Annotated in this window: 9 protein-coding genes; 7 read left to right on the forward strand and 2 right to left on the reverse strand. The window is 41.4% G+C overall.

Features of this window, described 5'->3' with window-relative positions:
- Position 1: 1 nt before the first annotated feature.
- Positions 2–1,249, reverse strand: coding sequence for a hypothetical protein (locus ACSLBF_RS18785; protein WP_440056927.1), 1,248 nt, complete (start codon positions 1,247–1,249; stop codon positions 2–4).
- A gap of 900 nt (positions 1,250–2,149) precedes the next feature.
- Between ACSLBF_RS18785 and ACSLBF_RS18790 the strand changes: the two genes are divergently transcribed.
- The 6 genes from ACSLBF_RS18790 (at position 2,150) to ACSLBF_RS18815 (ending at position 10,188) form a co-directional block, all read left to right on the forward strand.
- Complete coding sequence (locus tag ACSLBF_RS18790) at positions 2,150–6,013, forward strand: TOMM system kinase/cyclase fusion protein (RefSeq protein WP_440056928.1); 3,864 nt, start codon at positions 2,150–2,152, stop codon at positions 6,011–6,013.
- Positions 6,007–7,512 (forward strand): hypothetical protein, encoded by a 1,506-nt coding sequence (locus ACSLBF_RS18795; protein WP_440056929.1) that lies wholly within the window; start codon positions 6,007–6,009, stop codon positions 7,510–7,512. The genes ACSLBF_RS18790 and ACSLBF_RS18795 overlap by 7 nt, the downstream gene beginning before the upstream one ends.
- Before the next feature lie 2 nt (positions 7,513–7,514).
- Positions 7,515–7,784, forward strand: coding sequence for a hypothetical protein (locus ACSLBF_RS18800; protein ID WP_440056930.1), 270 nt, complete (start codon positions 7,515–7,517; stop codon positions 7,782–7,784).
- 11 nt (positions 7,785–7,795) lie between these two features.
- The gene (locus tag ACSLBF_RS18805; RefSeq protein ID WP_440056931.1) at positions 7,796–8,749 is read left to right on the forward strand and encodes a hypothetical protein; all 954 of its coding nucleotides are present in this window, start codon (positions 7,796–7,798) and stop codon (positions 8,747–8,749) included.
- 102 nt (positions 8,750–8,851) lie between these two features.
- Positions 8,852–9,460: a chemotaxis protein gene (locus ACSLBF_RS18810; protein WP_440056932.1), complete on the forward strand. Its 609-nt coding sequence runs from the start codon at positions 8,852–8,854 to the stop codon at positions 9,458–9,460.
- Entirely contained in the window at positions 9,457–10,188 is a 732-nt protein-coding gene (locus ACSLBF_RS18815) for an MBL fold metallo-hydrolase (protein ID WP_440056934.1), read from the forward strand. The genes ACSLBF_RS18810 and ACSLBF_RS18815 overlap by 4 nt, the downstream gene beginning before the upstream one ends.
- A 61-nt stretch (positions 10,189–10,249) precedes the next feature.
- Here ACSLBF_RS18815 and ACSLBF_RS18820 read toward each other — a convergent pair whose 3' ends face one another.
- The gene (locus tag ACSLBF_RS18820; protein WP_440056935.1) at positions 10,250–12,433 is read right to left on the reverse strand and encodes an OsmC domain/YcaO domain-containing protein; all 2,184 of its coding nucleotides are present in this window, start codon (positions 12,431–12,433) and stop codon (positions 10,250–10,252) included.
- A 222-nt stretch (positions 12,434–12,655) separates the two neighbouring features.
- Here ACSLBF_RS18820 and ACSLBF_RS18825 point away from each other — a divergent pair, with 222 nt between their 5' ends.
- On the forward strand, positions 12,656–13,705 hold the full coding sequence (locus tag ACSLBF_RS18825; protein ID WP_440056936.1) for an alpha/beta hydrolase family protein: 1,050 nt from the start codon (positions 12,656–12,658) through the stop codon (positions 13,703–13,705).
- Positions 13,706–13,715 lie beyond the last annotated feature (10 nt).

Consider the following 13,715-nt stretch of genomic DNA (forward strand, 5'->3'; position numbering starts at 1 on the left):
TTTAGCCCTCCACCTTCACTGGTACAAATCCGGGCAAACCGTTTAACTGGTAGAAAAACAACACACTGTCTCCCCCTTTGGCGGTGAAATAGGTGTGCTCAATTTCCTTAGGTTGGGCATCAACATAAAAGTGCATATCTGGTTTTGGGTGAGTGATACCCGAGTCGTACTGGCCTACAGCTTCATCATTAAAGGTGTCGATGTGTGCATAAATAGCCAAAATACGGTCTTTCATATCTGGCACACCCGCTGGTAATTGGATCAAATTGCCTTTTATCACTTGCTGGCCTTCACCCAGTGTTAGGGTTTCCATTGCCGCTAAGGTCGATTTATTCACGCGTAGGATTTCACCCAGCTCAATACGGTCTTGCTGGGCTGCGGTTTGCGTGTTATTTGAATGGGCGTATTCGGCATCTTTCCACTGTTGGTTGTATTCTGTTTCACCAATTATCATTGCCGCTCGCACCGAAACATTTTGCGGAATAAGCCAACCATCAACCGCCAAAAACTGCACCAAATGTTTAGCAATACTCAACTGCCCTTCTTTACTAAAGCCGTGCTGCATGGCCTCAAGCACTAATAAGTCGACGGTGGTCTCTGGCACATATTTGGTGGCGTCGGCTTCGATAATTTCAGTCACAAAATCGTTAAGCTGTAAATCGTCAACCAACTGCTTTAAAGAAATAATGGCGCCTGGGTGCATGTCCAATAAAATCAGCTTAATTTGCTGAGTATTAACGGTTTGATTGGCCTTGTAGTAGGAAAGAAGCGGTAATAATAGTGGCGCAAACGGACCACAAGCAGGATATAAAATGGTAATGCTGTCTTTGCGCTGCAACACAGCTTGAATGGCGTTATGTAGGCCCCTTGCATACCCTTTTATGCGATACACATCTTTGATGGTGTGTTTGCAATTAAACGGCGACATCACCAAACCAGTTTCTGAAATAAACTGACGCGTTAGCAAGGCTTCGCTGATCTCAGTTTGAGCCAATGATTGCACAGCATGGTCATACATAGTTTCGAACGCGGCCAGCAATTGCGCGTGTTCAACCTTGCTGTCGGTTAACACCAATGAAATGGCATCAGTAAAGCTTTTTTGCAGTAATTGCTGCCTTTGATCCGTGGTAATTTTTGATTTCAGTAACGACTCAAGTTGAGTACGAATAGAATGCTGAAGTAGTTGCTCAACCTCAGGCTGAGCATAGTCGACAGGCGGTAAGGGTGAATTTTCTTGTTGTTTTTGCATAACTGACACCACTAAATATCAAACAGCGTAGTAACACCCATTAAGCTCTCAGCTTTTTGGTACAGAGTGACATCGCTGTCAATCACCAATTATATTTATGCAAAAAAGTCAAAAGCCAGAGAACACATGGTCATTACACGCATATAAAATTTAGCTAGCCAACATATCGATAGGTTGGCGCTAAACACAAAATCAGCACAACGAATGTACCAAATTACTAAACAACACAACATTACAGCGCATTACACTTATAAGGAACAGTGGTCGTGTGCTAACGTGTTTTATTGCCACATAGAGTAGGTGTTTCTGTCTCAATTCAAGCGATGTAGATCCGCTCAATCGTTATTTTTGTTCAAACAGCGATTAAAATTTAAAGCCAGTTAAACACTGTTGCTAGCAGATATTTTAGCCATCGTGAACCAAGAATATTCTTTCGTTAATTACAATGAGTTAATTTTAAAAAAACTTTACAACAAGCACCAAGAAGTGTAAAAAAACAAGAAAAAACAAAAAGATAGAAGCAACCCGCCAGAAAACTATCAAAATTTCGAACAATTGTAAATTACGATATATTACAAAAAATAGAATAAATTAGTGAAAATCACTACTAAGACTTCATTTATATAATTTTTATAAAAAGTAAGCCTTTACCCATAAGACTCCTACCTACAATCAAGTTAAAAAACAAGCTTATATTTCATACAGTAATGCAACCAATAACACGAAACACTTGAGTTAGCAGTAATGAGTTAATGCGAAGAAAAATCATATTTTAGTAATAATTCTAAAGTAATATGCAGGTTAAAATTTGTTCCGTTAACTTCAATAATTATTAAGCTAGACAATTTGTTACAATCGACTTACCCTATTTCTTAACAAAAAGACAGTAAAAGTAATGATATGTCTCTAACGCATTTTTCTGATGATTACATTGCCAACACCTTTAAATCACCAAATTACCAATTATTAAACAAAATTGGTGAGGGTGGCTTTGGTAAGGTGTTTAAGGCAACCCAAGTTAGCACAGGACAAACGGTAGCGATTAAATTCCTGGCGTTAGAACCCCAGCTAGAATCAGAAAAAAAGCGTCGTTACATCGAACGTTTTAATCGTGAAACCCTGCTTTGTAGCAAGCTTAATCACCCAAATATCGTGCGCTTGTTGGATAAGGGACAAATCAACGAAGATCTACTGTTTGGTGTTTTTGAATTTGTTGAAGGACAAACGCTACGTGAACAGTTAAGTCAGTTAGGCGCATTTGATGCGGTGTCAGCAACAGAAGTTATGTTGCAAGTGTTAGATGCTTTGGTCCATGCGCATGATCAAGGCATTATTCACCGAGACATCAAACCAACCAACATAATGCTCTGCCAGTCAGGGGCAAAAACCTTTGTTAAGATCCTCGACTTTGGTATCGGTACCCTAGTGCAAGAAAACCGCGTAAACGACTTTCAAACCTTAACATTGACCCAAGAAACCCTCGGCACACCATCATATAGTGCTCCTGAGCAGCTACGAGGTGAACCCGCTACCGTTAAGTCTGATTTATACGTATGGGGGCTGGTATTTTTGGAGTGTTTAACTGGACTACCTGCGGTTTCTGGTAGCAGCATCGCATCTATTTACCATAAACAACTGAGCGATGTGCACATTCCCATTCCCAGTGCTTTACTCGGCCACCCGTTAGCTGGGTTATTGCGTCGAGTACTACACAAAAATGCGATAGAGCGCGTGATCAGCTGTCGTGAAGCCTACACCGAATTAAGCCATACCAATGTGTCTAACTTAGTTGGTGTATTGACTGACTTTCAGGCACAACATGGATTTGATAACACTACCGTTGTAATGCGAGACGACGATCCTGAGTTTCGCGCCGTTAAAGAATATACCGTCCTGACGGAACGTAAACAGCTTACAGTACTGGCCGTACGACTCAGCGTCAAAGCCTTAAACGACACAGAAAAAGACCACGACGTTATCGATACCGTCTATAAATCTCAACGTAATCACTTTATAGATATTGCGACCCGCTATGGTGCGTATCACGTTGGCAATTTAGCAGACACCTGTTTGTTTTATTTTGGTTATCCGCTTAGTAGCGATAACGACACGCGCCTTTGTGCTCGAACCGCGCTGGAAATGACCAGTGAGCTTAGTAAACGAAATGCGCTGATGAAAGAGGCGCACAATGTTGCCATTAATGCGCACATTGGTATTCATACCGGTGTGTTTACCACTTATGCCAACACCATTCCAGAAGGTCACAACGCACACCTTGCAATGGAACTCGCCCGAGAAGCAGGCGAGCGACAAATTCTATGCAGCCCAGAGTCGCGTTCGTTGCTTGAGCTCTATTCAGAATTTAGCTTGTACGGTCAGCGACAACTTGGCCATAGTTTTACCCAGAGTAATGTATTTAACCTAGTCGGAGAACGCCGAGTTGAAGCATTTGGGTTTATGCGCGGTACGCGCAGCCAAAATGAGTTAGTTGGCCGTCATCAAGAGTTAGAGCAAACGCTTTCAATTGTTAAACAAGGTGATGCCACTACACGAATAGCCCATATTCATGGTGAAGCGGGCATTGGTAAATCAAGGTTACTACAAGAGATACGCACCAATACCGCACAGTTTCAACATCTAGTTGCACAATGTTTGCCTGAGCATCAAAACAATGCCCTATATCCTATTCTGACTTTAGTTCGCTATTTGTTTAATACGCAGACTTTAGATACCACGCAAGCTTACCACTTGTTTGACAAGCTATTAGAGCAACAGGCTCCAACACTGCAACGGCACCAAGCTCTGCCAGTCTTGTTAGTGTGGTTGAATATGGAATTAGGTGATGATATTCAGCCATCACCACTTGCACCGGAGAAGCAAAAAGAACTGTTATTCCAAGGGTTAACCGCTCTATTGTTATCTAATCAATACGGGTTATCGCAGTTTAAGCTCTATATTATTGAAGACATTCACTGGGCCGATAGCACCACTTTAGAGTTCTTACATTTCTTTGCTCAGCAGTTGAATACTGGCGATGCGCTATTAAGCACATCAAGGCAAGCGCTGCCCACACAGCTGCAAGACCTCACTTTGGTTGAAGTATCACTGCAAAAGCTCACCGAGCAAGCCACTGAAGATTTCATTGTTAAACTGTTCGACAACAAGCCTGTATCACGTAACGTATTGGATGTGTTAGTCAGCCGTACTGATGGTATTCCGCTGTTTATCGAAGAATTAGTCGGCATGCTAAAACAGAAAGAGTTAGTCAATGACAGCGCTGGTATTATTGAGTTTCAATCACCTGACAAACTAGACCAAGTGCCGACCAGTTTAAGAGAGTCGTTACAGCAAAAACTAGATGGTCTTAACCACGCCAAAGAAACCGCACAACTCGCTGCCACGATTGGTCGTGAATTTGAATACGAGCTGCTTGTAGCGGCGTCACCATTGAGTGAAAACCAAATTCAAAACGACCTTAACGAGTTAATGGTAAATGACCTTATCATTCATCAACGTCGAGTTGATAACGATAGCTATATTTTTAAACACGCATTGGTAAGGGATGCCGCGTATGAGAGTATGGATACTGAAAAAGTCAGTGATTATGCATCACGGATTTATAACTACCTGATAGCCCTGAACTGTTCGAATGATGACATTACCCGCTCAATTCGCCTTGCCCAATTTGCTGACTTAGCAAATAACCAACAGTGCGCCGTTGAGTGGTTCTCTTTGGCTGGTAGCTTAAGCTTTAAACTGCCACATGGTAAGCAACAAGCACACAACTTATACAACAAAGCACTTTCTATCGCGGAGCTTGAAGCTAATAAAGGCCTTATGCAGCATGTTCGGTTTCACCTATATAATCAACTTGCATTATGTGAAATCCTGCTGAAGGGGTGGAACGATCCTGCGACAGCCAAATACTTCGACGAATGTCTTCACGTAGTCGATACAATAAATGACCGCGAATTAGGCATACGAATGTCTAAAAATGCTTTTATGTATCATTACGCTAGGGCAGAGCTTGACCTCGCTAATAAATACTCAAGTCAAATTGAAAAATTGAATGTCAACTCAGCTCCAATTTACAGCCTTATTTACCTTGAATGCCAGTCCCAAGTGAAATTCATAGAAGGTAACTTTGATGCGGTTATCGAAATTGCATCAAGAGCTGATGAAATAGAGTTAACTCACGGTGCATTAGAAACACAAAAGTTTGGCCATGATTCAGTCTTAGTTTGTCGCTCTTTTGCAAGCTTTGCGTTTTGCCTTTGTGGAGAAATAACAAAAGCTTTTACATTAATGACTGATGTACTGAGTGAATCCAAAGCGCGTTCTACTCCCGATGTTATATCCAGCTTTCATGGTCAGTTGGGGCTTCTAAACCTATTCCACTTTATTTTGTCTGGAGATAACGAAAGTCTTGAGCAATGTATAAAAAACAGTGAACAAGGTTATGACTTGGCAGCTCGTTACGGATTCAAATTCTACGAGTTATTCAACCTCTTAAATTTAGCTAGTGCTAAGGCTCTAAAGAGTCCATCGATACAACAAATTGAAGCCATTAATAACGGGCTCGAAGCGATGTTAGGCTTACCAATCCATGCTCCATTTTATTTATATATTTGCGCTCTGGCATCCGAAAAGACAGAACAAAAAAGCAAATCAAAAGATATAAATCAAAAGTTTATCGATTCACTGCGAAGCAGTGACGTAAAATACATCAATACCTTTATAAAGGGAAAATCACAACTATGTTAAGGAATGTCACCCTTCTTGCTGCTACATTAATAGCACACTCATCGGTTGCTCAAGACGAATCTCGAATTTACGACATAATCTGCCCGTCAGACAACACAATTGAAAACGCTTTACCAAATCAAAGAAACTTTAAGTTTTGCAGTTTCATCGATGCAAACTATCCAGAGCGCCAAGCTGAAGTAGACAAGCTTTATTATAGTTTCGCGTGGGATGCCTTTGAGACGTTACTGAATGAAAACAACTTCCCTGACAACTCAAACTGGGAAGAACAAGACACGTATGTTCCCAGTAGTTGTAAAAATTATTCAACCAGCAGTTTTTCAGAATTCCTAGAACCAACTTGGCATCAGCAAGCTGACATCGAAGCTAATATTAAGCTTCCGAAGCCACACAACCCATTATGGGACCAAGCTGGAAATCAAGTGGTATTGACCGCATACCTTAACAGCATAGCAGCAAGCAATTATACTTTTGACGACGGTAAAAATGCGCTTGACTCAGCCGCCCAACAATTTGAACTCTATACCAAAAGTGATAGGAAACTCTACATCAAAAATTGGCAAACCAATGAGTCAAATGGTCCCTTGTCAATTAAACTGGCTTGGAAAAAGTTAACCAGTGCTGATAACGAAAACCAATATTTCACTTGGAACAACCCAAGAAACAATGAAAAATATGGTCTAGTTGCTTTTCACCTAGCCGCTAAGTTAGCATCGACGAACAACTACTGGATATGGACAACTTTTAGCCACATCAATAATCTAGAGGGTGACAATCCGTCTTTCACAAACCCCAATTGTTCAGAAGAAGAGTGCCCCATCAATACGTGCCCTCAACTAAAAGATGGCAAAAGAAAGACACAGCTAGCTCGTGTCACACCAATTACTAAGCCAGTGGTTGAATACAATCAAGTGCGTCAGGGTACTGCTGCAAAGAGAAAAAGTGTCAGCCAATACTACCAACTGGTTGGCGTGCAACGCCCCGTTAATGCTTTTGGGTTTGCGGCAAATAAAACCAGTGAGATCATTCCCTTTTCAAATAAAGAGTTCGCTCAATCAGTAGCGATTCCAAGCGGTGAGATTCTTGCCAATGAGATAATTGAATGGGATAGGCAGGCTACCAGCAGCTGTATGAGCTGTCACTCAAAAGCGGTCGTTTGGGCAAACATTAGCAAGTCAAGCAGTGAAAGCTGTGACAATCTAACAAACACTGAAATTGAGAGCATCAGTGGGAAAGCACAAGTCGAAATTTTTAATATGATAAAAGAACAAAAGTGCTCATATAACAATAGTTATAAGCTGGGCCCAAATAATAAGTCACAATGTTTGCAAAAGTCTCATGGTGAAGATACCTGCCCTAACATTTTATTCTTAAACAGAGGCTGGTATGGACAGGGTACAAACTTTACTAAAAGTACGCTCACAGGACATACCCCTGCATCAGATTTTATATGGTCGTTATACGACGCGAAAACACAAACTAAACAAAAAGGAAACTAATAATGAGCAGTCAAGAAATCAAAAAGCAAGAAATGGAAGAGAAGTATTCGTACCTAGCATCTCTTTATGAAATGTATGTGAATGGTGGCATAGATAAAATGACCGAAGTAGGTCTAAATACATACATTGAAAAATATTGTCCCTTCATGCCAACTGATTTACAGAACCTTTTACAAGATATGCCAATTGGTGGTCAATTTGATAAAGCGCAGCTTGATAAACTTTTAGAGTCTGCCGAAGCTCAACTTCTTGACAACCCTATTACTTGGTAAAAATAAAATAGATGCAGTTACTTAATAAAGCACAAATAGAGAACCTCAGTGGTCTTTTTCCAAAAGCGGTAACTGCATCATTCTCAAGGGTGCAAGATATAACAGATAGGTTCAACAGCTCTTTTTATTTTGAATATCGGCTATCAGACAGTGAACAAGTTGACTTTTTGGCCAGAGTCGATCGTCTAGACGCTGATAAATTGAAAGAATTTCTTATTTATAATCAGCTACAAGAGAGCTTCGATTGGCTAATAAATATAATCAATGCTTGGTTAGACATAGAACATCCATTTAGAAACAAATTGGAATGTATTTGGCTCGAGTGGGATAATATTTCCTCTTTCGATATAAGTAGCTTCGGTGTCAGTTTTACCTTTCATCACAAGATACGTAATCAACCAACCTCAATAAAAGAGTGGCTAGTCTCTAACCTGCCCAGCTATTTGCTTAACCAAGCCAAGTTAGCTTTATATACTAACCAAAGTAACCCAGCTGAGCTAATACACTTCACTTTGATGCTGCAACGGGAGGTCGTTGAAAACAAGTTTTATAGTCATATAGAATTGAGCCGACTTGCACAGTTTTACGAGTTTATTCAATGGGCTCCTTTAGAGCTTAATAATGCCGAAGGCGATAATTTAGCAGAAACTTTGCACGCCAATGCACTATTTTTCGATATCGATTTAAGAGATGTGGGAAGAAAAGTTCCTCAAAGGACCAGTGTAAACTTCATCATATCGGGCGATATGACCAATAACCTGAAAAAATTGTCAAAACTCCCCTGCCAATTTTTAAAAACATACCAAGCATGGGAGTGTACAAACGAAATTCAAACCCACGAAGAACAACCAAATCTTATTCAAACTAGATGGCTCGAGTTAAAGTGGGTTTTCAAACTTGGAGAACTCTCTGAGCTCAAAGCTTACTGGGGTTTCCATAAAGCTAAAAGAAAGTTATTCATATAGCTCTATTAATGCCTTAAATTAACAACAAACCAACTTTAAATTAGACACTTGCGGTAAATTATCTAAGCTTGGTTAAAGACTTATTTTAATCTTCGGCTGATTATGCGCCAAGCTACCAGTTCTATTGATAATTTTGTCATTGTAGCGAAGGTTGTCGCTAACCTTAGCGTCATTGTGGATGAGGCCAAACGACTTTCGTTAACGGCCAAAAATGCCCGAGTGGTGTCGGTACGAGCGGGGGAAGAAGCGCGTGGATTTGCCCCCATAACCAACTATATCGACGAGTTTTCTACCGCCACAATTCAAATTTCCAAGCGTATTGAAGAACAATCCAACTCTTTGTTTAAGTTAGCTTTATCGGTGATGCGTAGTCAGCAATACACAGCTCATTTAACACGTGCAGCAACCCTACACGACAACCCGTTTGTTAATCAACGCGTGCATCAAGCAGAGGTTGAATTTAACACGGATATGCATGCTTTTACGCGTGCACTGTTTGCCCTACAAGGCTGTTTCGAAGAAATAGAAAAGCAAATGCGCAGTGCTGAATACATCGCCGTGCGCTCGCGCGTTGAAGCTTCTCAAGCCAATGAGTTTTGCCATAGCCTTGAGTCGGTTTCCGATTACATCGCTGGTGCAGCATTAAAAATTAAGCAAGTCACAGTTAATAACCTAAAAGAAATCAATAAAATACAAAGGAACGCCTTTTGAAATCGACAACCATTTTTTCAGGCTCTGAACATCAGTGGATTGTATTTGGGCGCGACGAGTCTAAAGCCGAGCGAATCATTGATACAAATCAGTATTTAATCAAAACTGCTTCTGAAGCGATTTTACTCGACCCTGGTGGTATTGAGTTGTTTTCTCCCATGTTGTCTGGAGTATTACAACACCTAAAGCTCGAACAACTGACCACTTTATTCGCGTCACACCAAGATCCTGACATCATTTCGTCACTTGGACTATGGGACAAAACCATTCCCAATGCCAAGCTATATGCGCCATGGCTGTGGGAAGGGTTTATTCGTCATTTTGGTATGGAAAACATTACTTACATGCCAATTAAAGATGAAGGTGGTACATTGGAGCTTGGGCCAATTAGCTTACGATTTATTCCCGCTCATTATTTGCACTCCTCGGGAAATTTTAACGTGTATGACCCGAATGCTCGAATTTTAATGAGTGGCGATATTGGCGCTGCGCTTGAAAAAGGCGACGTGCCCATGTTTGTAGAAAACTTTGGACGTCATGTACAGTATATGGAGATGTTCCACCGCCGCTGGATGCCGTCTAACACCGCCAAAAACAACTGGGTTGCTCGGGTTCGAGAATTAGAAATCGATATGCTTGCTCCACAACATGGCAGGATCTTCAAAGGAGAAATGGTAAGAGAGTTTTTAGAGTGGTTTGAAAAGCTCGATGTGGGTAAAGCTGGCTAAGTTTAATGTAAAAGCGGCCAACCGGCCGCTTTTTCTTCAAGAATCTGACGCATCAGTTCGGTTATTTTCCCGCGAATTTCGCTCTGGCTGCATGTAGCTTTTTATAGCTATCAATCAGGCGTAAATGCTTGTCTAAACCTTCTAACTTCATGTTGGTCGGCGTTAAACCATAAAACTTCACATCACCATTGATAGAGCCAATCACGGCATCCATCACTTCTTGTCCAAACATACGAGTGAAGCTATGAATATAATCTTCGATCTCTAGGTCTTCATCTAACGCGACTTCTAATGTTGCGTGCATTGCTTGATAGAATAAGCCGCGCTGTACCGTGTTATCGTTAAATTGTAAAAAGGTTTCAACCAACTCTATAGCATCTTCAAGTGCACCAAGAGCTAAATAAATCAAGATCTTAAGCTCTAGAATCGTTAACTGACCCCACACGGTGTTTTCATCAAATTCGACACCGATCAGAGTGATGATATCGATATAGTTATCTAACTGGCTTTCTTCTAAACGCTCTACCAAATCTGCCAACGCGTCATCATCCAACGAGTGAATGTTTAAAATATCAGAGCGATACTGAAGCGCTTTGTTAGTGTTATCCCAAATAAGATCTTCTGCTGGGTAAACTTCTGAATAATCTGGTACCAGAATACGGCACGCAACACCCATATCAGTATATTCAGCGATATACGCTTCTTTGCCTTGAGCCTTTAAGATACCGAAAAGCTTTTCACATTCTTCTTCGTTACTGCCACTAAAGTCCCATTCTACAAAATCGTAGTCATGCTTAGCACTGAAGAAACGCCAAGAAATCACGCCCGTTGAGTCAATAAAGTGCTCAACGAAGTTTTCTGGCTCAGACACCGCCATACTGTTGAAAGTTGGACGAGGAACATCATTTAACCCTTCAAAGCTGCGACCTTGTAGCAGCTCGGTTAAGCTGCGCTCTAGCGCCACTTCAAGACTTGGGTGCGCCCCAAATGAGGCAAAAACCCCACCAGTGCGCGGATTCATTAACGTCACACACATCACCGGAAATTGACCGCCTAATGAAGCATCTTTGACCACTACCGGGAAACCTTGATCTTCAAGCCCTTTAATACCTGCTACGATGCTTGGATATTTTGCTAACACTGACTCTGGCACGTCTGGCAGCACGATCTCTTGTTCAATAATTTGTCTTTTCACTGCTCGTTCAAAAATCTCTGACAAGCACTGTACTTTCGCTTCAAACAGGTTATTACCGGCACTCATGCCGTTACTTAAAAACAAGTTTTCAATTAAGTTAGACGGAAAATACACCGTTTCACCATCGGAATGGCGGGTGTAAGGAATTGAGCAAATGCCACGCTCGACATTGCCAGAGTTGGTGTCGATTAAATGCGACCCTCTAAGCTCTCCCTCTGGGTCGTATATTTCACGGGTATATTCATCCAAAATCTCTGTCGGCAATGCATCGTTTGGCCCTGACTTAAACCACTTTTCATTGGGGTAATGAACAAATTCCGCATTGGCTATTTCTTCACCAAAAAACTGATCATTATAGAAAAAGTTGCAGTTTAACCGCTCAATAAACTCACCCAGCGCAGAACATAATGCACTTTCTTTGGTTGCGCCTTTACCGTTGGTGAAACACATTGGCGAAGCAGCATCGCGAATATGTAAAGACCAAACATTAGGCACAATGTTACGCCATGAAGCCACTTCGATTTTCATGCCCAAATCAGACAACAAAGCGGTCATGTTTTTAATCGTTTGCTCAAGCGGTAGATCTTTACCCAAAATAAAGGTGTTATGATCTTCGTCAGTATCAACCATCAACATCGCTTGGGCATCATCTTCGAGGCTTTCAACCGCTTCCACTTGGAACTCTGGCCCGGTTTGGATGACTTTTTTAACCGTACAGCGATCTATCGAGCGCAAAATTCCGGTGCGGTCTTTTTCAGAAATACTTTCAGGCAGTTCAACCTGAATTTTAAAAATTTGATTATAACGATCTTCAGGATCAACGATGTTGTTTTGCGAAACTCGGATCCCATCGGTAGGAATATCACGCGAATTACAATACACCTTCACGAAGTACGCCGCACACAATGCTGATGACGCTAAAAAGTAGTCAAATGGGCTAGGCGCTGAACCATCGCCTTTATAGCGAATTGGCTGATCGGCGATAACTGAAAAGTCGTCAAACTTGGCTTCAATTCTGAGGTTATCGAGATAATTAACTTTGATTTCCATTGGAGGTTCCGGTGTATTGCAATCGAAACGCACATTGTACTTGAGTAACCTCTGCTGCGCCAATGGAAGTTATATCCAAAAATTGAATGCATAGAGGTTAATACATAACTTTAAAACACAACTGCCAAACAAAAACCATACAAATAATTACAACAAACTCGATAATAGCGACATATAGTTTTTCGGACCTTATTCAAATACATTAATGCAAGGAAAGAAAGTATGCTGCATGCTCGATTTATAGTTAAGCTGCTCATAGGCTGTTGTTTTACATTATTCGTTCTGGGCTGTGATGCAGCTCAAGCACCCATCCGATTATCTCAAGTAACATTTAAAGCCGATGGTGCAGTACGCCACGCGGTGCTGGCGCTTCCAAGTAGGCGCACTGAAATAAAAGGCAGCGTAATTTTTGTCCATGGTGACGGAGCAATGAACAGCTTTGCTGATGGATATTACGAGCCCATCTGGAGAATGCTGGCAAGTAAAGGTATTGCATCTATTTCATGGGACAAGCCAGGGGTAGATGAAGCGCCAGGAAATTGGTTATCACAAACCATGGACGACAGAGCCAGCACGGTACTTGCGGCATATAGCACTCTCCAAGAAACTCGTGAACTTGCGGGTAAACCAGTCGGGCTAATCGGGTTTTCACAAGCAAGTTGGGTGATGCCCAAAGCACTTAGACAAAACCCAAACCTTAAATTCGCCGCATTCGTCTCAACGCCTACAAATTGGCTCGAGCAAAGTGAATATATGACCGTACTGAGGTTAGTGAGCGAAGGCAAAGATGACGCGTTTATTGAGCAACAATTAGGGTATGACGCTCTGCTTAACGAGCTTATCACTTCTGGCGCAAGCTTCACGGAATACCAAACGTTCATCCAAAATCACATTCCCCAACCATTTCAACCAGCGGCGCTAGACCCTGCTAGATATGAATTTATTCAGAAAAACATGCTGTCAGATTCAACTGAGGATTTAAATCAAATAGATCAGCCGATTTTTTTGATGTTAGGCGCACAAGACGCCAATATTGATGTCGAAAACAACCTCGTCAAATACCAATCTATTTTTCAATATCGTCCAAGTCAATTGCGCTACTCAGTGTACCAAAACGCCTTACATTCCATGCTAAAAGCGGATGAGTTTAGTTCGATAAACTCTCCATTTTGGGCTTGGCTTAAGATGATAATGATGGAAGAGCACGCATTTCAACCTGAGTTTCTCAATGATCTTGGCAACTGGGTAGAACAACAAGTCGAGGCTAACTAGTTTCCCGGTC

Source organism: Pseudoalteromonas sp. T1lg65 (genome assembly GCF_051930985.1).
Taxonomy (GTDB): domain Bacteria; phylum Pseudomonadota; class Gammaproteobacteria; order Enterobacterales; family Alteromonadaceae; genus Pseudoalteromonas.

Coding starts and splice junctions, on each gene's coding strand:
- ACSLBF_RS18795 (WP_440056929.1), top strand. CDS start 6,007: ATGTTAAGGAATGTCACCCTTCTTGCTGCTACATTAATAGCACACTCA.
- ACSLBF_RS18825 (WP_440056936.1), top strand. CDS start 12,656: ATGCTGCATGCTCGATTTATAGTTAAGCTGCTCATAGGCTGTTGTTTT.
- ACSLBF_RS18790 (WP_440056928.1), top strand. CDS start 2,150: ATGTCTCTAACGCATTTTTCTGATGATTACATTGCCAACACCTTTAAA.
- ACSLBF_RS18805 (WP_440056931.1), top strand. CDS start 7,796: ATGCAGTTACTTAATAAAGCACAAATAGAGAACCTCAGTGGTCTTTTT.
- ACSLBF_RS18785 (WP_440056927.1), bottom strand. CDS start 1,249: ATGCAAAAACAACAAGAAAATTCACCCTTACCGCCTGTCGACTATGCT.
- ACSLBF_RS18800 (WP_440056930.1), top strand. CDS start 7,515: ATGAGCAGTCAAGAAATCAAAAAGCAAGAAATGGAAGAGAAGTATTCG.
- ACSLBF_RS18820 (WP_440056935.1), bottom strand. CDS start 12,433: ATGGAAATCAAAGTTAATTATCTCGATAACCTCAGAATTGAAGCCAAG.
- ACSLBF_RS18810 (WP_440056932.1), top strand. CDS start 8,852: ATGCGCCAAGCTACCAGTTCTATTGATAATTTTGTCATTGTAGCGAAG.